The sequence below is a fragment of the Variovorax sp. FG153 genome (assembly GCF_057809595.1).
The window spans coordinates 107354-123275 of record NZ_JBMDKG010000016.1; the positions used below are offsets into that span (position 1 = coordinate 107354).

General features: G+C 70.2%; 16 protein-coding genes. 5 read left to right on the top strand and 11 right to left on the bottom strand.

Going from position 1 to position 15922, the window contains the following annotated elements; all coding sequences use genetic code 11:
- The first annotated feature begins 1 nt into the window (after position 1).
- The 3 genes from ACODT0_RS18975 to ACODT0_RS18985 are packed head-to-tail and all read left to right on the top strand — an operon-like array spanning position 2 to position 2528.
- Positions 2–1006 carry a phosphotransferase family protein gene (locus ACODT0_RS18975; RefSeq protein ID WP_489041992.1) on the top strand — a complete coding sequence of 335 codons (1005 nt, stop codon included), beginning with the start codon at positions 2–4 and terminating at the stop codon, positions 1004–1006.
- A gap of 17 nt (positions 1007–1023) precedes the next feature.
- Positions 1024–1392 carry a DUF6285 domain-containing protein gene (locus tag ACODT0_RS18980; protein ID WP_489041993.1) on the top strand — a complete coding sequence of 123 codons (369 nt, stop codon included), beginning with the start codon at positions 1024–1026 and terminating at the stop codon, positions 1390–1392.
- Positions 1389–2528, top strand: coding sequence for an acyl-CoA dehydrogenase family protein (locus ACODT0_RS18985; protein ID WP_489041994.1), 1140 nt, complete (start codon positions 1389–1391; stop codon positions 2526–2528). The genes ACODT0_RS18980 and ACODT0_RS18985 overlap by 4 nt, the downstream gene beginning before the upstream one ends.
- 37 nt (positions 2529–2565) lie before the next feature.
- On the opposite strand, the gene ACODT0_RS18990 is transcribed toward ACODT0_RS18985, so the two are convergent.
- Genes ACODT0_RS18990 through ACODT0_RS19015 form a run of 6 tightly spaced genes read right to left on the bottom strand, consistent with a single transcriptional unit; the run spans position 2566 to position 10000 of the window.
- Positions 2566–4752: an acyl-CoA dehydrogenase family protein gene (locus tag ACODT0_RS18990; protein ID WP_489041995.1), complete on the bottom strand. Its 2187-nt coding sequence runs from the start codon at positions 4750–4752 to the stop codon at positions 2566–2568.
- Entirely contained in the window at positions 4749–5615 is an 867-nt protein-coding gene (locus ACODT0_RS18995) for a MaoC/PaaZ C-terminal domain-containing protein (protein WP_489041996.1), read from the bottom strand. The genes ACODT0_RS18990 and ACODT0_RS18995 overlap by 4 nt, the downstream gene beginning before the upstream one ends.
- A 47-nt stretch (positions 5616–5662) precedes the next feature.
- The gene (locus ACODT0_RS19000) at positions 5663–6454 is read right to left on the bottom strand and encodes an enoyl-CoA hydratase/isomerase family protein (RefSeq protein ID WP_489041997.1); all 792 of its coding nucleotides are present in this window, start codon (positions 6452–6454) and stop codon (positions 5663–5665) included.
- Positions 6451–7488 (bottom strand): DUF7064 domain-containing protein, encoded by a 1038-nt coding sequence (locus tag ACODT0_RS19005; RefSeq protein WP_489041998.1) that lies wholly within the window; start codon positions 7486–7488, stop codon positions 6451–6453. Before ACODT0_RS19005 ends, ACODT0_RS19000 begins: the two co-directional genes overlap by 4 nt.
- A gap of 14 nt (positions 7489–7502) precedes the next feature.
- A complete protein-coding gene (locus ACODT0_RS19010; protein WP_489041999.1) occupies positions 7503–8276 on the bottom strand; it encodes an SDR family NAD(P)-dependent oxidoreductase in 774 nt (257 codons plus the stop codon).
- A 59-nt stretch (positions 8277–8335) separates the two neighbouring features.
- Positions 8336–10000, bottom strand: coding sequence for a long-chain-fatty-acid--CoA ligase (locus ACODT0_RS19015; protein WP_413765452.1), 1665 nt, complete (start codon positions 9998–10000; stop codon positions 8336–8338).
- A 190-nt stretch (positions 10001–10190) separates the two neighbouring features.
- Between ACODT0_RS19015 and ACODT0_RS19020 the strand changes: the two genes are divergently transcribed.
- Both ACODT0_RS19020 and ACODT0_RS19025 read left to right on the top strand, forming a co-directional pair.
- Positions 10191–11360: a thiolase domain-containing protein gene (locus tag ACODT0_RS19020; RefSeq protein WP_489042001.1), complete on the top strand. Its 1170-nt coding sequence runs from the start codon at positions 10191–10193 to the stop codon at positions 11358–11360.
- Between the two features lie 2 nt (positions 11361–11362).
- Positions 11363–11761, top strand: a complete 399-nt coding sequence (locus tag ACODT0_RS19025) for a Zn-ribbon domain-containing OB-fold protein (protein WP_261214237.1) — start codon at positions 11363–11365, stop codon at positions 11759–11761.
- 63 nt (positions 11762–11824) lie between these two features.
- Here the strand turns inward: ACODT0_RS19025 and ACODT0_RS19030 are convergent, their stop codons facing one another.
- The 5 genes from ACODT0_RS19030 to ACODT0_RS19050 all read right to left on the bottom strand — a co-directional run bounded on the left by ACODT0_RS19030 (position 11825) and on the right by ACODT0_RS19050 (position 15920).
- Positions 11825–12343 (bottom strand): GNAT family N-acetyltransferase, encoded by a 519-nt coding sequence (locus ACODT0_RS19030; protein ID WP_093349399.1) that lies wholly within the window; start codon positions 12341–12343, stop codon positions 11825–11827.
- Positions 12344–12640 (bottom strand): type II toxin-antitoxin system TacA family antitoxin, encoded by a 297-nt coding sequence (locus ACODT0_RS19035; protein ID WP_261214240.1) that lies wholly within the window; start codon positions 12638–12640, stop codon positions 12344–12346.
- Positions 12641–12752: 112 nt separating this feature from the next.
- A complete protein-coding gene (locus ACODT0_RS19040; protein ID WP_489042002.1) occupies positions 12753–13796 on the bottom strand; it encodes a Bug family tripartite tricarboxylate transporter substrate binding protein in 1044 nt (347 codons plus the stop codon).
- Between the two features lie 23 nt (positions 13797–13819).
- Positions 13820–15031: a CaiB/BaiF CoA transferase family protein gene (locus ACODT0_RS19045; RefSeq protein ID WP_413765457.1), complete on the bottom strand. Its 1212-nt coding sequence runs from the start codon at positions 15029–15031 to the stop codon at positions 13820–13822.
- On the bottom strand, positions 15024–15920 hold the full coding sequence (locus ACODT0_RS19050; RefSeq protein WP_479669297.1) for a CoA transferase subunit A: 897 nt from the start codon (positions 15918–15920) through the stop codon (positions 15024–15026). The genes ACODT0_RS19045 and ACODT0_RS19050 overlap by 8 nt, the downstream gene beginning before the upstream one ends.
- Positions 15921–15922 lie beyond the last annotated feature (2 nt).

Here is a 15922-nt window from a genome sequence, read left to right on the forward strand (position 1 = left end):
AATGGCGCCCGCCACGGAAGCGATGGCGCAACGGCTCGCCGCCGCGCTGAGCCGCCATGCGGGACTGCACGGCCGCGTCGAGGCGCTGCGCCGCCTCACGGGCGGCGCGACCAAGACCACCTGGTCCTTCGAGCTCGCGACCGCCGACGGCCCTGTCGCGCTGATCCTGCAGCAGGCACCAGCCGCCACACCCGAAAGAAAGGAATCGTCGGCACCGAAGCTCGATGCCGCCGACGATGCGCGGCTGATGATCGCCGCGCGCACCCACGGCGTGCCGGCGCCCAGGGTACGCGCCATCCTCGACCTGCACGACGGCCTCGGCCGCGGCTACGTCACCGAGCATGTGGCAGGCGAGACGCTGGGCCGCAAGCTGGTCGCCGACCCCGCGCATGCCGGTGCGCGCGCGGCGATGGCGGAGCAGGCCGGACGGATTCTCGCGACCATCCATCGCATGCCCACCACGGGACTGGATTTCCTGCAGCGGCTCTCGCCCGCGCAGGAACTCGCGGTATACGCGGGCCTGCTCGACGCCACGGGCTTTCGTCATCCCGCGCTCGAATTCGCGCTGCAATGGGTGCGCCGCCACCTGCCCGCGGACGATGCCGACGCGCTGGTGCATGCGGACTTCCGCACCGGCAACCTGATCGTCGGGCCCGAGGGCATCCGCTGCGTGCTCGACTGGGAGATCGCACGCCGCGGCGATCCGATGCAGGACCTCGGCGTGCTGTGCATGCGGACCTGGCGCTTCGGCGCCGCGCCCGAGGTCGGCGGCTTCGGTGCGCGCGAGTCGCTCTACGCAGCCTACGAGCGCGCGGGCGGCGCGCCGGTCGATCCCGCGCGCGTGCGCTTCTGGGAGGCCTTCTCCAACCTCAAGTGGGCCATCGGCTGCGTGCGCCGCGGCCTCGCCACCCGCGACGACGGCACGCCCGCGAGCCTGGAGCTGTGCGCCGTGGGCCGGCGCATGGAAGAGCCGCTGTGGGACTTCTTCCAGCTCGTCGATCGTTGAAGAAAGGAGCCGCGGCCATGTCCGACAGCGTACCGCCCACCCCCACCCTGCTCGCGGCAACCGCGCGCTATCTCGAGGACGAGCTGATGCCCTCGCTCGAGGGCTATCACCGCTTTCAGACCCGCATCGCGATCAACGTGCTGCGCATCGTCGAACGCGAGCTGCGGCTCGGCGCCGCGCACGATGCCGCGGCCCGCGAGCGCCTGCTCGTGCTGCTGCGGGACGCGCCGACTTCCCCTTCCCCGTCTCTCGCGCTGGCCGATGCGCTGCGCGACGGCCGGCTCGACCCCGACGCGCCCGGCGTCGCGACGCACCTGCGCGCCGCGCTGGCCGAAGCGCTGGCCATCAACAACCCCCGCTGGATCACCAAGGACCTCCCCCCATGAACTTCACCGAAGAACAGATCGCCTTCCGCGACAGCGTGCGCCGCATGGTCGAGCGCCATGTCGCGCCCATCGCCGCCGAGATCGACGAGAACGACCGCTTTCCCGAGGAGCTGATCCCGATCTACGGCGACATGGGACTGCTGCAGCTGTGGGTGCCCGAGGCCTACGGCGGCCCCGGCGCCAACCTCACGATGGTCTGCATCGCGCGCGAGGAGATCTCGCGCGTGTCGGAGTCGTGCGCGCTGATGGCCGGCATGAACACCATGTTCGCGCTGCCGCTGATGCACTTCGGCACCGAGGAACAGAAGCAACGCTTCCTGCCGCTCCTGGCCGAGGGCCGCACGGTGACGGCGATCGCGCTGTCGGAACCCGACTGCGGCAGCGACGTGGGCGGCATGCGCACGCGCGCGGTGGCCGACGGCGACAGCTACCTGCTCAACGGCCAAAAGCAGTGGTGCACCTTCGGCAGCCGTGCCGACTACATCCTGGTCTTCGCCAAGACCGGCGAAGGCGGCGGCGCCGACGACATCAGCCCCTTCATCGTCGACGCGAAGAACAGCCAGGGCCTGAGCTTCGGTCGCAACGAGCGAAAGATGGGCATGAAGGGCACGATCAACGTGCCGATCTACCTCGACAACGTGCGCGTGCCGGCCGAGAACCGCCTCGGCGAGGAGGGCAAGGGCTTCCGCTCGGCGATGCGCGCGCTCGACCTCAACCGCCCCGCCATCGCCGCGGCCTCGGTCGGGCTGGCGCAGGGCGCGCTCGATGCGGCGCTGGCCTACGCCAAGCAGCGGCGCCAGTTCAAGCGCGCCATCATCGAGTTCCAAGGGATCCAGTTCATGCTGGCCGACATGGCGATGCAGATCGAGGCCGCGCGCTGCCTGGTCTACGAGACCGCGCGCCTGGCCGACACCGGCGACTGGGCCGCGCTGCCCAAGTTCGCGAGCATGGCCAAGTGCTTCGCGAGCGACGTCGCGATGAAGGTCACGACCGACGCGGTGCAGGTCTTCGGCGGCTACGGCTACGTGAAGGACTATCCGGTCGAGAAGATGATGCGCGACGCCAAGCTCAACCAGATCTTCGAAGGCACCAACCAGATCCAGCGCGTGGTGATCGCGCGCGAATTGATGCGGTGAAGCCGGGCGCGGGCGTCGCGCCCGCCCCGCCCTCGCCTCAGGCCAGCAACTGCCGCGCGATCATGTTGCGGTGGATCTCCGAGGCGCCCTCGTAGATGCGCAGCACGCGCAGGTCGCGGTACACGCGCTCGACGATGGTGCCGCGGCAATAGCCCGATCCGCCGAAGATCTGCAGCGCCTTGTCGGCGATGCGGCAGGCCGCCTCGGTGCAGATCACCTTCACCATCGAGGCCTTCATGCGTGCATCCTCGCCGCGCGTGGCGCGCCACACGGCCTCGAACAGCACCATGCGCGCGGCATGCAGGTCCATCGCCATGTCGGCGATCATGTGCTGGATCGCCTGGTGCTCGGCCAGCGCCTGCCCGAAGGTGACGCGCGTGCGTGCATGCTCGATGGTCTCGTCGAGCGCGATCTGCGCCGGGCCCAGTGCCTGGCAGCCCACGTTGAGGCGGCCCTCGTTGAGCCCCGACATCGCGTACGAGAGGCCGCGGCCCTCCTCGCCCAGCAGGTTCTCCACCGGGACGCGGCAGTCGGTGAAGGTGATCTCGCAGAGGCTGTCGTCCATCCAGCCCATGGTCGGCATGGTGCGTGCCACCTCGAAGCCCGGCGTGGTGGTGTCGAGCAGGAAGGCCGAGATGCCGTGCTTGCCGGCCGCGCGGTCGGTCGAGGCCAGCACGGTGATCGAGTGCGCATGGTTGGCGTTCGAGATGAAGGTCTTCGTGCCGTTGAGCACGTAGTGGTCGCCCTCGCGTTTGGCGGAGGTCAGCATCCGCGCCGCGTCGGAGCCCGCGTGCGGCTCGGTGATCGCGATGCAGTTGCGCGAGCGGCCCGAGGCGATCTCGGGCAGCCACTTCTTCTTGAGGGCCTCGTTGCCGTGGTCCACGATGATGTGCACGCCGGGCCCGATGGCCGAGCGCACGAAGGGCCAGAACTGCGGCGGCAGCCGCGCGAGCTCCAATTGCACAGCAACGCTCGTGAGGTGGTCCACCGGCATGCCGCCGTAGGCCTCGGGGATCGCCATGCCGTAGAAGCCCATCTCGCGCAGGGTGCTCTCGACCTGCTCGGGCACTTCCCCGGTCTCGTGGTAGCGCGGTTCGAGCTTGAGCAGCGCGTCGACGGCGTCTCGCGTTGCGACGCGCATTTCCTCGGCGTCGGCGGGCAGGTTGAAGTCCATCATGTCTCCTTTGGTAGAACCATTGATTCTACGCAAGCGAATTCGATCCTGCACGTTCCGTCGGCGACATCGGGGACATCGTGAGGATCGCCTTGCCGCAGGTGCGGCGCCGCGCCAGGGCAGCCAGCGCCTCGGGCAGTCGCGCGAAGTCGAAAGCCGTGGCCTCGAGCGGACGCAGCCGCCCTTCGCGCCACCAGTCGCGGATCTCCTGCGCCAGCCGGCTCGCCAGGGCCGGCTCGCCAGGGCCGGCTCGCGCTTGCGCACCTCACCCCACAGCACGCCGATGGCCGAGGCATTGGCGAGCAGCAGGCGATTGGCCGGCAGCTGCGTGAGCGTGCCGCCCGCGAAGCCGACCACCAGCAGGCGCGCGCCGAAGCCGAGGCAGCGCGCGCTCTGCGCACCAACCTCGCCGCCCACCGGATCAAAGACGAGGTCCACGCCGCGCGGGGCGAGCGCACGCACCGCGTCGACCCAGCCGGCATCGCCGTAGTCGACCACCGCATCCGCGCCCAGCGCGCGGCAGAGCTCGCGCTTGGAGTCGCTGCCCGCCGTGGCGATCACGCGCGCGCCCATGGCCTTGCCCAACTGCACGGCCGCGCTGCCCACGCCGCCCGCGCCCGCGTGCACCAGCAGGGTCTCGCCGGTGGCCAGGCGGCCCGCATGGCGCAGCGCATACAGCGCGGTGGGATAGTTGCCGCGCAACGCGAGCGCCACGCCGGGCGGCACGTCGGCCTCGAGCACCACCGCCTCGGCGCGCGGCACCAGCGCGTATTCCGCGAAGCCGCCGAAGCGCCCCGATGGCGTGGCGGCCGCCACGCGCAGCCCCGCCTCGGGCCCGCCGACCACCGTGCCCACCACCTCCATGCCGGGCGTGAACGGCAGCGCGGGCCGCACCTGGTAGCGGCCCTCGACCAGCAGGGTGTCGAGGAAGTTCAGGCCCGCCGCCTCGACCTTCACGAGGTACTCGTCGGCGGCCGGTGTCGGCGTGGACACGTCGGCGAGGCGCAGGCCGGCCGGATCGCCGATCGCCTCGACGCGCCAGGCCTTCATCGCAGCTCGGCGCGGCCGTGCGTCAGCACCAGCACATCGCGCTCGAGCACGCGCGCTCGGAACGCCACCTCGTTGCCGTTGCGCCAGCTCTCGAGGCGGATCGTCTCGCCCGGATAGACCGGCGCCGACAGGCGCGCGCGCATCGCCACCAGCCGCGCCGGATCGAGGCCGGCATGCGCCTCGAGCAGGCCCCGGCCCGCGATGCCCCAGGTCGCGAGGCCGTGCAGGATCGGTTTCGCGAAGCCCACCCTGGCCGCGAAGGCCGGCTCGGCATGCAGCGGGTTGAGGTCGCCCGAGAGCCGGTAGAGCAACGCCTGGTCGGGCCGCGTGGGCAGGTCCAGTACATGCTCCGGCGCGCCCTCGGGCGTGGCCGGCGCCGGCGCGGCGGCTTCGTCGCTGCGCCCGTCGGCCCGGGAGAAGCCACCGTCGCCGCGCAGGAAATACACGCTCTCGACGGTGGCGAGCGCCCGGCCCTCGGCATCGGCCAGTTCTTTCTCCACATGCAGCACCGCGCCCTTGCCCTCACCCTTGTCGACCACGCGCGTCACGCGCGTGCGCCCGAGCACCGTGCCCGACGGCGGCAGCGGCGCATGCAGGCGCAGCGCCTGTTCGCCGTGTACCAGCTTCATGAAGTCGATGCCGATCTCGCGCCGCTCGCGCATCCAGAAGCCCGGCGAAGCGAGCACCGCGGCCATGGTCGGCAGCGCCGCGAGCTCCTTCTCGTAGACGAAGCGCAGTTGCCGCTCATCGAGCGGATCGGCGCCCAGGCCGAGGCCGAGCGCATAGAGCATCGTGTCCCTCGGTGCGTAGTCGTGGCGCACCTCGCCGGATTGCCAGTCGCGGGCCTTCTGATAGTCGAGCATCGTCGCTTGCCTTGTCGTGTCGGTGAATCTGTCGAGGCCGCCGCGCTTCACACGGCAGGCGGCCAGCGGAACTGCGCGGGCTCGCGCGCCGCGAAGCGCCGCACCGCCTCCTTCGCGTAGTCGCTGTTCGAGGCCAGCGCCTGGCCGGACGACTCGATCTCGAGCAGCGTCTGGAGGTCGCTGCCGAGCGAGGCCTGCAAGGCGCGCTTGGCGATGCTCATCGCCACCGCCGAAGCGCCCGCGAAACTGCGCGCGATCGCCTGCGCGCGCGCGGCCAGTGCCTCGGCGGGCAGGACCTCCATCGCCAGGCCCAGGCGCAGCGCCTCGGCGGCATCGATCTCGCGCGCCGAGAAGATCAGCTCCTTCGCGCGCTGCAGGCCCACCACGCGCGGCAGCGTGTAGAAGGCCCCCATGTCGGGCACAAGACCGATACGCTGGAACACCATGCACAGGCGCGCGCGTTCCGAGAGCAGCACGATGTCGCACATCAGCGCGAGGCTGAAGCCTGCGCCGTAGGCCACGCCGTCGACCGCGGCGATCACGGGGCGGTCCAGCGCCATGAGCTCCGTGCAGATGCGCGTGTAGCGCGCCATGCCGGCGCGCCGCTGCTCGGGCGTGCGCGGCCCGCCCTGCCCCATGGCCTTGACGTCGCCGCCCGCGCAGAACGCGCCGCCGGCGCCGGCAAGCACCAGCACCCGCACCGACTCGTCGGCGCGGATCGCGGCGAGGCATTCGCCGAGTTCATCGGCCATCGTCGGATCGAGTGCGTTCTTCGCCTCGGGGCGATTGAGCGTGAGCGTCGCCACGCCATCGTCGAGCCGGTAGTCGAGGGTCTTCATCGCGCCTGCGCCTCGCGCACCGAGATCGGCACACCGTCCACCATCAGGTCGCAGTACTCCGACATTCCCAACGCGCTACGCCCCTCGCAGCGGTACTCGGTGATGCCCTCGGTGATGCGCGTGTAGTCGCCGGCGCCGCCGGCCACGCGGCGATGCCGCAGCGGCACCAGCGCGCCGACCTTGCCGGTCAGCGTGTAGCTGCGTTCGGCCGTGCGGACCTGCGCGGTGAAGGCGCGCGGATAGTGCTGCGCGTCGTAGTCGGTCTCGATGCGCCCGTCGACCACCGGTTCGTAGCGGCCGTCGCGCAGCACGTTGCCGCTCACGTGGTTCGGCTGCCCCTTGCGGCCCTTGATCGACAGCAGCACGCCGAAGTCGTCGCCGAAGGTCACGGGCAGCCACTTGTACCAATAGAAGCTGTGCCAGTGGCGCGGGCCCCAGGACTTGTCGCGGTAGCCGTGCCCGGCGATGTCGAAGCGCAGGCCGTCCACCGCGATGTGGCCGGTCACCGCCATGTTCTGCTCGATGTGGCCGCGGTACACCGCATGCTCGGGGTCCAGCACGATCGGGCTGCCGTCGAGCGCGACGATCTCGCCGCCGTGCATCGGAGAGACGCCGCGGAAGTCGAGCGCGATCGAGGCGGGCCGTTTCGGATAGCGCTTGAAGGCGCTGCTCGGGTCGGCCATCGCATGCGGGTCGTCCATCAGCAGCAGTTCGCCCTCGTAGCGCACGCGCAGGTACCTGAAGGGTTCGACCACCTCGAAGCGCATGCCGCCCGCGTCCAGGGCCTCGTTGTGCTCGATCTTCGGGCGCTGGTGCATGAAGCCCACGCGCCCGTCGGGCAGGTAGACGCAGCAGCTGAGCTCCGCATGCCCCTCGTGCGGCCGGTTGCCCAGGCGCATCCAGGCACCGATGCCGCGCGCGCTGTCGAAAGCGTTGAAGTAGGCGCTCTCGTTGTAGTTGGACACGGCCTCGGGCACGTGGTTGTACTCGTCCCGCGGATCGAGCCGCAGCTTGCTGTGGGGCGGCATGTACATGGTTCGCCCCGTGCTCAGAGGCTGATGTGGAAGCCGCCGTTGACCCCCAGGTGCTGGCCGGTGATGTAGGAGGCCGCGTCCGACATCAGGAAGCACACCGTCTTCACCACCTCCTCGGGCGTGGACCAGCGGCCCAGCGGGATCTGCGCGAGCATGCCGTCGCGGAATTTCTCGCCGCGCACCACCTCGGTCATCGGGGTCTCGACCACGCCGAAGCAGATCGAGTTGGTGCGGATGTTGTAGCGGCCCCATTCGCGCGCCGCCGTCATCGTGACGCCCAGCATGCCGGCCTTGGCGGCCGCGTAGTTCACCTGGCCGATCGAGCCCTTGCGGCCCGCGTCGGAGGAGATGTTGACGATGGCGCCGCCGCTGCTGTCGCCCGCCTTCGCGCGCGCCACCATGTGGCGGCCCACGGCCTGCAGCCAGTAGAAGGTGCCGGTGAGGTGCACGTCGATCACTTCCTGCCACTGCTGCGGCGTCATCTTCTCGATCATGGCCGGGCGCGTGATGCCGGCGTTGTTCACCAGGCCGTGCACGCCGCCGAAGCGCTCCGCGGCCTCGGCGACCGCGCGCGCGGCAAGCTCCGCGTCGGTCACGCTGCCGACCACCTGCTGCACGCGGTTCGCGGGCAGCGCGGACATCGCCGTGCCCAGCGTGTCGGGGTTGAGGTCGAGCGCGACGACGTTGCCGCCGAGCTCCACGGCGAGCGTCGCGATCGCCTTGCCGATGCCCTGCCCGGCGCCGGTCACGACGATGGTTCGGCCTTCGAGATTGACGAGGTTCTGCATAGGTCTCCGTTGGATGATGGATGGGGATTGAACTGGGTGTACGAGGCGGTGCGCTTCGCTCAGGCGGACGCCATCGAGGCCTTCGCGCGCTCGGCGTCCTGCAACTGGCGCCAGGCGATCTTTCCGGTCGGCGACTTGGGCAGCTCGCGCACGAACTCGACCAGCCGCGGGTACTTGTAGGCGGCCATCTTCTGTTTCGCCCATTCGATGACGTCGGCCTCGCGCACGTGGCCCGCATGCGCCTCGCGAAGCACCACCACCGCCTTCACGGTCTCGCCGCGGTAGGCATCGTGCGCGGCGATCACGCAGGCCTCGGCGATGGCCGGGTGCTCGTGCAGCATCGCCTCGACCTCGGCCGGCCAGACCTTGTAGCCCGAGGCATTGACCATGCGCTTGAGCCGGTCGACGATGAAGAAGTAGCCGTCCTCGTCGCGCCGCCCGAGGTCGCCGCTGCGCACGAAGCGCCGCCCGTCGATCTCCAGCAGCGCCGCGCGCGTGGCCTGCTCGTTGCGCCAGTAGCCCGCGAACACCTGCGGCCCCGACATCACGATCTCTCCGACTTCGCCGGGCGGCAGTTCGCGCAGGGTCTCGGGATCGACGATGCGCAGGTCGGTGCCGAACAGCGGCATGCCCAGGCACTGGCGCTTGAACGCATGCGCGGGGTTGCCCGAGACATGCGCGGTTTCCGAGAGCCCGTAGCCCTCGAGGAAATCGAGCCCGGTCAGTTGCTTCAGGCGCTCGCACACGGCCTCGGGCATGCCCGCGCCGCCGCCGCCGATGCGGCGCACCGAGCTCAGGTCGTACTCGGCCAGCCGCGGGCTCGCGAGGAAGTCGATCACCATGGTCGGCATCGCGGTCCAGTGGCTGACCCGGTGGCGCGCGATCAGCGCCGCGGCCTGGTCGCGGTCCCAGCGCTTCATCAGCACCAGCGTGCCGCCGCCGTAGATCGGCGCGTTCAGCAGGTTCTGCATGCCGGTGATGTGGAAGTACGGCAGCGCCACCAGCTGCACCGAATGCGGGACCATGCCCATCCAGTGCGCGACCGCGACCGTGCTGGCATTGAGCGTGCGGTGCGTGTGCATGCAGCCCTTGGGCACGCCGGTGGAGCCCGAGCTGTAGAGGATCAGAGCGAGCGCGTCGGGCAGGTGCTCGAGCGGGGCCACGGGGGCGCCGGTGGCCGCCAGCACGCGGCGCAGGCCGATGGTGCGCGACGCGCCGGTTGCCGCGTCGCAGGCTTCGGCGGCTTCCAGCGGCTCCTCCACCGGCGCCGGGCTGCCGACGATCACCACGCGGCGCAGCCGGTGCGCGCCCGGCACGGCCAGCAGCTCCGCCACGTTGTCGGCACCGCAGAAGGCCACCACCGCCTCGCTGTCCTCGAGGTAGTGCGGCAGCTCGTCGCGCTTGTTCATCGGGTTGACGGGCACCACGACCGCGTTGATGCGCAGGATCGCGAAATAGGCCGCGATCCAGCCGCGGCCGTTGGGCAGGTACAGCAGCACCCGGTCGCCCAGGCGCACGGCCAGGTCATGCTGCAGGAAGGCCGCGATGCGCTCCACCTGCTCGACCAGCGCCGCGTAAGACAGGCTGCCGAAATCGTCGACCACCACCGCGCGCTGCGGGGAACGCATGGCCGACACCAGCAGGTTCGCGCACAGGTTGGTGGGCGGGACGTCGATGTCGCGCGGCAGGGTGCGCGGCCAGTGCTTCGAATCGTGCGGGGTCATGGCTGTCGTCCTTGGTCTTCGCCGGGCCGCGGCATCGCGCGAGAGACAGCGCCGCCGATTTGCCTGTTGATTTATTTTGGTTGAACCAATGATAATCAGCCTCGCGACACAGCGTCAAGGCGGGCGGCAACGATCCGGCCGGCGCGACGCACCTCGAGCCCGCAACGGGCGATCACACGGAGCCATTGGAATGAGCATCAAGCGGCAGGCCTGCATCGCGGGCGCTTTCGAACACCCCACGCGCAAGGCGCCCGACAAGACCGTGCCCCAGCTGCATGCGGAATGCGCGCGCGGCGCGCTGGCCGACGCCGGCCTGTCGCCGCAGGACGTCGACGGCTATTTCTGCGCGGGCGACGCGCCGGGCCTGGGCCCGCTGAGCATGGTCGACTACCTCGGCCTCAAGGTGCGCCACGTCGACAGCACCGACACCGGCGGCTCGGCCTACCTGGTGCAGGTCTCGCATGCCGCGCAGGCCATCGCCGCGGGCAAGTGCAACGTGGCGCTGATCACGCTCGCGGGACGCCCGCGCACCGAGGCCAGCGGCGTGGGCACCGGCCCGCGCAACGTGACCGCGGCCACGCCCGACGTGGCCTGGGAAATGCCCTATGCGCCGGTCACGGTCAACATGTATGCGCTGGCCGCGGCGCGCCACATGCACGAGTTCGGCACCACCAGCGAGCAGCTCGCCTGGATCAAGGTGGCCGCCGCCGCGCATGCGCAGCACAACCCGAACGCGATGCTGCGCGATCCCGTGACGGTGCAGGACGTGCTGGCCTCGCCGATGATCTCCGACCCGCTGCACAAGCTCGACTGCTGCGTCGTCAGCGACGGCGGCGGCGCGCTCTTGGTGGTGCGCCCCGAGATCGCGCGCTCGCTCGCGCGGCCCATGGTCAGCGTGCTCGGCGCCGGCGAGACCGTGAAGGGCCAGGCCAATGGCCAGCTCGACCTCACCTACTCGGGCGCCGCCGTCTCGGGCCCGATTGCGTTCGCCGAAGCGGGCGTGACGCCGGCCGACATCCAGTACGCGTCGATCTACGACAGCTTCACCATCACCGTGCTGATGCAGCTCGAGGACCTGGGCTTCTGCCGCAAGGGCGAGGGCGGCCGCTTCGTGGCCGACGGCAACCTGATCTCGGGCATCGGCAAGCTGCCGTTCAACACCGATGGCGGCGGCCTGTGCAACAACCATCCCGCCAACCGCGGCGGCATCACCAAGGTCATCGAGGCCGTGCGCCAGCTGCGCGGCGAGGCGCATCCGAAGGTGCAGGTCCCCGGCTGCGGCCTCGCGCTCGCGCAGGGCACGGGCGGCTTGCTCGGCTCGCGCCACGGCAGCGCCACCCTGATCCTCGAAAGGAATTGAAGATGAGCACCCCCTACCAGGACCGCGCGCTCGGCGCGCCGATCGTCGACGCCGCCACCGAGGCCTACTGGAACGCCGCGCGCGAAGGCGTGCTGCGCATCAAGCGCTGCACCGCCTGCGCCAAGGTCCACTGGTATCCGCGCGCGCTGTGCCCCTACTGCCTGGGCGACACTGCATGGGAAGACGCCAGCGGCCTCGGCACGGTCTACAGCGTGAGCGTGACGCGACGCGCCGGCCCGATCCCCTATGCGATCGCCTACGTCACGCTCGACGAAGGGGTGACGATGCTCACCAACATCGTCGATGCCGATCTCGATGCGCTGCGCATCGGGGATCGGGTGAAGGTGTGTTTCAAGGCGGCGGAGGGTGGGTTCGCGGTGCCGATGTTTGCGCCGGCTTGAGCACGACGAGACGACCTCAAGATTGCGAGCTTCCGCAAGATGACCCCCGTGGGGCCGGATGACCTAAGCAAACAGCCCGGCGATTTGCGACATGGGCAAGAACAGCCGCAACGGTGTTTGCTGGAACGGCTGGAAATCGAAATGCCGGTAGAAGCTTTCGGCCTGCGCGTCCTTCGCATCCACGACCACCGCCATGGCTGCGATCTGCTGCGCGGCCTCCAGGCTGCGACGCATGGCATCCACCAGAAGAAACTCTCCCACGCCCTGCCCTCGGGCCAAGCGATCCACGGCCAGGCGCCCAAGCAGCGTGACGGGCAACTGTCCATAGCGCGGCAGCCGCTTCATCAGATCCGCCGGTAGCTCACCGGCGGGAATGATCGAGGACGAAAGGGTGTAGAAGCCGAGCACCTTCGGAGCGCCCGGTTGCGTGAGCACGAAAGGCGCGGCCACGCGCTTTTCAGCGTCCTGCCGCGCCTGTTCGCGCAGGTAGCGATTCAGGTCTTCGTTGCCGCAATCGAACGACTTGCGGTCATGCGCCTTCTCGAGCGGGCCGATGTGCTCCGGTGCGAGGAGGAGCGCCAATCACAACCCCGCCTTCCGACGATAGCCTTGGACGGCCTTCTTCAGGCGTGGCCCCGGCTCGGGGGGTGCCAGCAAAGCGGTGACGAAGGCGATCTGCTCCTCCCGGTTCAGGCGAATGACTTCGTGCTCCTGCACGATCTTCGTTGCCGCCTCCTGCGTACTGTCGATGACGAGTTCGCTCAGGGTGCGCCCCGTCAAGGTTGCCGCGCGCTGGAAGAAGTCCTTCTGGTCACTGGACACGCGTGCTTCCAGCCGCGCGTTGCGCGGCTTTTCTTGGGTTTCGGGCGTATTCAGCATGGATGACCTCGCGAAGGATCGGAATGACCTGCATCGCAGAATGTACGCCATTTGTCCGTACACGTCAAGGTGATGCCCCGCCCTCGATACCCAGTGACGCGGGCTTGTCCAACTAATCCGTCCTGATGTTGGCTTCGCGGATCACCGAAGTCCACGTCGCATATTCCTCCGCGATCCGCGCCCCCAATTGCTCGGGCGTGCTCCCAGTGGCGGCCGCCCCTGCGGTCTCGAACTTCTCCTTCACCTCGGGCAGCGCCAGCGACTTCACGATCGCGTCGTTGAGCCGGGCCACCACCTCGCGCGGCGTGCCGGCCGGAGCGAACAGGCCGAACCAGACCTCGGGGTTGAAGCCCGCCAGCGTGTTGGCGATCGGCGGCGCGCCGGGCGCGAGCGGCGAGGGCTGCAGCGAGGACACGCCGAGCAGGCGCACCCTGCCCTCCTTGATGAAGGCATTCATCTGCGACGAACTGGTGCTCAGCAGCACCTTCGACTCGCCGGTCAGGATCGCCTGCGTGGTCGGCGCCTGGCCCTTGTAGGGGATGTGGGTCATCTCGATGCCGGCGCGCCGGCTGAAGAGCTCGGTCGCGAGGTGGCCGAAGGAGGCCGGCCCGGCGGTCGCGAAGTCGAGCTTGCGCGGATTGGCCTTCGCGTAGTCGATCAGCTCCTGCACCGACTTCGCGGGCACCGAGGGATTGATCGCGAGGATCATCGGCTGCAGCGAGACCAGCGACACCGGCGCGAAGTCCTTCAGCGGCGCGTAGTCGGCCTCCTTCGAGACCTGCGGCGAGATCACCAGGCCGTTGTTGGGGAACAGCAGCGTGTAGCCGTTGGCCGGCGCCTTGGCAACGAACTTGGTGCCCAGCACGGCCGAGGCGCCGGCCTTGTTCTCGATGATCACGGGCTGCTTGAGGAAGCGCTGCATCGGTTCCTGCAGCACGCGCGCGAGCACGTCGGTGGTGCCGCCCGGCGGATAGGGCACGACGATGGTGATCGGGCGGTTCGGGAAATCCGACGCCGCGGACTGCGCGATGCCGGCCTGCGGCAGCGCGAGCGCGCCGGCCGCGAGCAACGCGGCCCAGAAGCCGCGGGCCGCGGCTCGCGCCGGGCCCCCTGCCTTGCCGGCGACTCGCGGAAGGCGCATCCAACTGTTCATCATGTCTGTCTCCTTCGTTGTGTGTCTCAGCCGCGCACGTGCAGCGCGCGGCTCTCGCGCAGCGCCGCGATGCGCTCCTCGCCCAGCCCGAGCAGGCTGCCCAGCAGCGCGGGGCCGTCGGCACCGAGCTCGGACACGCTGCCGCGCGCATGCGCCGCGGTGCGGGCGAAGCGGAAGGCGGGGTTGGGCACCTGGAACGCGCCGGCGCCGTCGTCGATGGTCTGGAAGGCCTGGCGCTCCACCAGCGGCGGCAGCTTCATCGCTTCGCGCACGGTGAAGTAGCGCGAGCACGGCACGCCCGCGGCATTCATCTCGGCCTCGCATTGCGCGGCGCTGCGATCGGCGGCCCAGTCGTCGAGCAGCTGCATCAGCGCGCCCCAGTGGTGCTCGCGCTCCTGGCTGGTCGCGAAGCGCGCGTCGGTGATCCATTCGGGATGGCCGGTGCCGCGCGCCAGCGCCTCGAAGTTGTTCTGGCTCACGGGCGCGATCAGCAGGAAGCCGTCCTTCGCCTTGGTCGGGCGATAGAGCGGACGACGCCGCTCGGCCGGGAACTGCGCCTCCTGGCACTCGTAGACGAGCAGGCCCAGCATCGCATCCATCAGCGCGAGGTCGATGTGGTCGCCCTCGCCGGTGCGCGCGGCGCGGAACAGTGCGCTCTGGATCGCGCCGAAGGCCAGCGAGCCGCCGAGCACGTCGGCCACGAAGATGCCGTTCTTCAGCGGCCGCTCGACGTCGCCCTCCTGGTAGTCGAGGTTGGCCATGTCGTAGCCGCTGGCCGCGTGCAGCACCGGCGCGTAGGCGCTGCGGCCCGACCAGGAACCCTCCTGCCCGAAGCCCGAGATCGAGCAGTACACCAGCCGCGGGTTCAGCGCCGAGAGCGTCGCGTAGTCGAGGCCCAGGCGCTGCATCACGCCGGGGCGGTAGTTCTCCACCAGCACGTCGCACTGGGCGACCAACTCGCGCACCAGCGCGACCGCCTCGGGCTTCTTGAGGTCGAGCGCGAGGCTCTTCTTGCCGGCGTTGAGCTGCGCGAAGTAGGTGCTGCGGCCCTGGCGCCGCGGCGGCCGCAGCCGGATGTGGTCGCCCTCGGGCGGCTCCACCTTGATGACCTCGGCACCGAGGTCGGCCATCAGCCGCGTGCAGTAGGGGCCCGACATCATCGCGGTGAAGTCGAGCACGCGCACGCCGTCGAGCACGCCGGGCTTCGCGGCGGCGGAGTTGTTGGTCGGCTCAGCCAAGGTTGCTCTCCGTCACGGCGAGGCCGGCGAGGCGCGAGCCGCCGAGCGCGTCGAGGTAATCGGCATGCGCCGCGGTGCCGCGCGCATAGCGCGCGAGGTAGGCATCGAAGGCCGCGTCGTCGGCGCTCGCCTTCACGTACTCGCGCAGGTGGCGCTCGTCGGCGCGGTACAGCGTGGGCGAGGCGCTCGGGTGGGCGCCGTAGGGCGCCTCCACCACCGCGTCGACCATCACGCTCGGCAGCTTGGTCAGGTGGTTCGAGCGGCGGATGGTGTCGGACGACACGATGCGATCCACCGAGACGATCACGTGGCGCGAGGCCTGCGCGAGCATCGCGTCGAAGAAGGGCGTGGCGAGGTACTGCACGTTGCCGTATTCGTCGGCCTGCTGCGCGTGGAGCAGGCACACGTCGGGCTTGATCGCGGCGGCGGCGAGCATCTTGCGCTCGCCGGGCTTCGAGGGCAGCGGCCAGTAGTGCTCGGGCGTGTGGCGCGGCAGGTCGGTGCCCAGGTCGGGGATCGCGGTCCAGGGCATGTCGCAGATGCCGGCGCGCAAGCCTCCGGCGATGCCGGGTCCGTCGAGCTCGTAGACCTTCAGCGTGCCGGCCTCGGCGCGGCGGCGGAAGTGCGGCGCGAGGCCGAACTGCTCGAAGCTGATGAACACGCAGGCGGTGCTGCGCGCGCAGCCGGCGCCGATCAGCATGTCGGGCGCGATCGAGCCGGGCGCGGGCACCAGGTCGAGGTCGCGCGCGCCCTTGCGGATCAGCGCGCGCACCAGCGCCATCGGCTGGGCATTGAAGATCCAGCCGCCCAGGCCGACGCGGTGGCCGTCCTGGATGACCGACACGGCCTCGTCGAGGGTGGTCAGCTTGCTTTTGTTGTTGGGGCTCATGG

Coding starts and splice junctions, on each gene's coding strand:
- ACODT0_RS18975 (WP_489041992.1), top strand. CDS start 2: ATGGCGCCCGCCACGGAAGCGATGGCGCAACGGCTCGCCGCCGCGCTG.
- ACODT0_RS18980 (WP_489041993.1), top strand. CDS start 1,024: ATGTCCGACAGCGTACCGCCCACCCCCACCCTGCTCGCGGCAACCGCG.
- ACODT0_RS18985 (WP_489041994.1), top strand. CDS start 1,389: ATGAACTTCACCGAAGAACAGATCGCCTTCCGCGACAGCGTGCGCCGC.
- ACODT0_RS18990 (WP_489041995.1), bottom strand. CDS start 4,752: ATGAAGGCCTGGCGCGTCGAGGCGATCGGCGATCCGGCCGGCCTGCGC.
- ACODT0_RS18995 (WP_489041996.1), bottom strand. CDS start 5,615: ATGCTCGACTATCAGAAGGCCCGCGACTGGCAATCCGGCGAGGTGCGC.
- ACODT0_RS19000 (WP_489041997.1), bottom strand. CDS start 6,454: ATGAAGACCCTCGACTACCGGCTCGACGATGGCGTGGCGACGCTCACG.
- ACODT0_RS19005 (WP_489041998.1), bottom strand. CDS start 7,488: ATGTACATGCCGCCCCACAGCAAGCTGCGGCTCGATCCGCGGGACGAG.
- ACODT0_RS19010 (WP_489041999.1), bottom strand. CDS start 8,276: ATGCAGAACCTCGTCAATCTCGAAGGCCGAACCATCGTCGTGACCGGC.
- ACODT0_RS19015 (WP_413765452.1), bottom strand. CDS start 10,000: ATGACCCCGCACGATTCGAAGCACTGGCCGCGCACCCTGCCGCGCGAC.
- ACODT0_RS19020 (WP_489042001.1), top strand. CDS start 10,191: ATGAGCATCAAGCGGCAGGCCTGCATCGCGGGCGCTTTCGAACACCCC.
- ACODT0_RS19025 (WP_261214237.1), top strand. CDS start 11,363: ATGAGCACCCCCTACCAGGACCGCGCGCTCGGCGCGCCGATCGTCGAC.
- ACODT0_RS19035 (WP_261214240.1), bottom strand. CDS start 12,640: ATGCTGAATACGCCCGAAACCCAAGAAAAGCCGCGCAACGCGCGGCTG.
- ACODT0_RS19040 (WP_489042002.1), bottom strand. CDS start 13,796: ATGATGAACAGTTGGATGCGCCTTCCGCGAGTCGCCGGCAAGGCAGGG.
- ACODT0_RS19050 (WP_479669297.1), bottom strand. CDS start 15,920: ATGAGCCCCAACAACAAAAGCAAGCTGACCACCCTCGACGAGGCCGTG.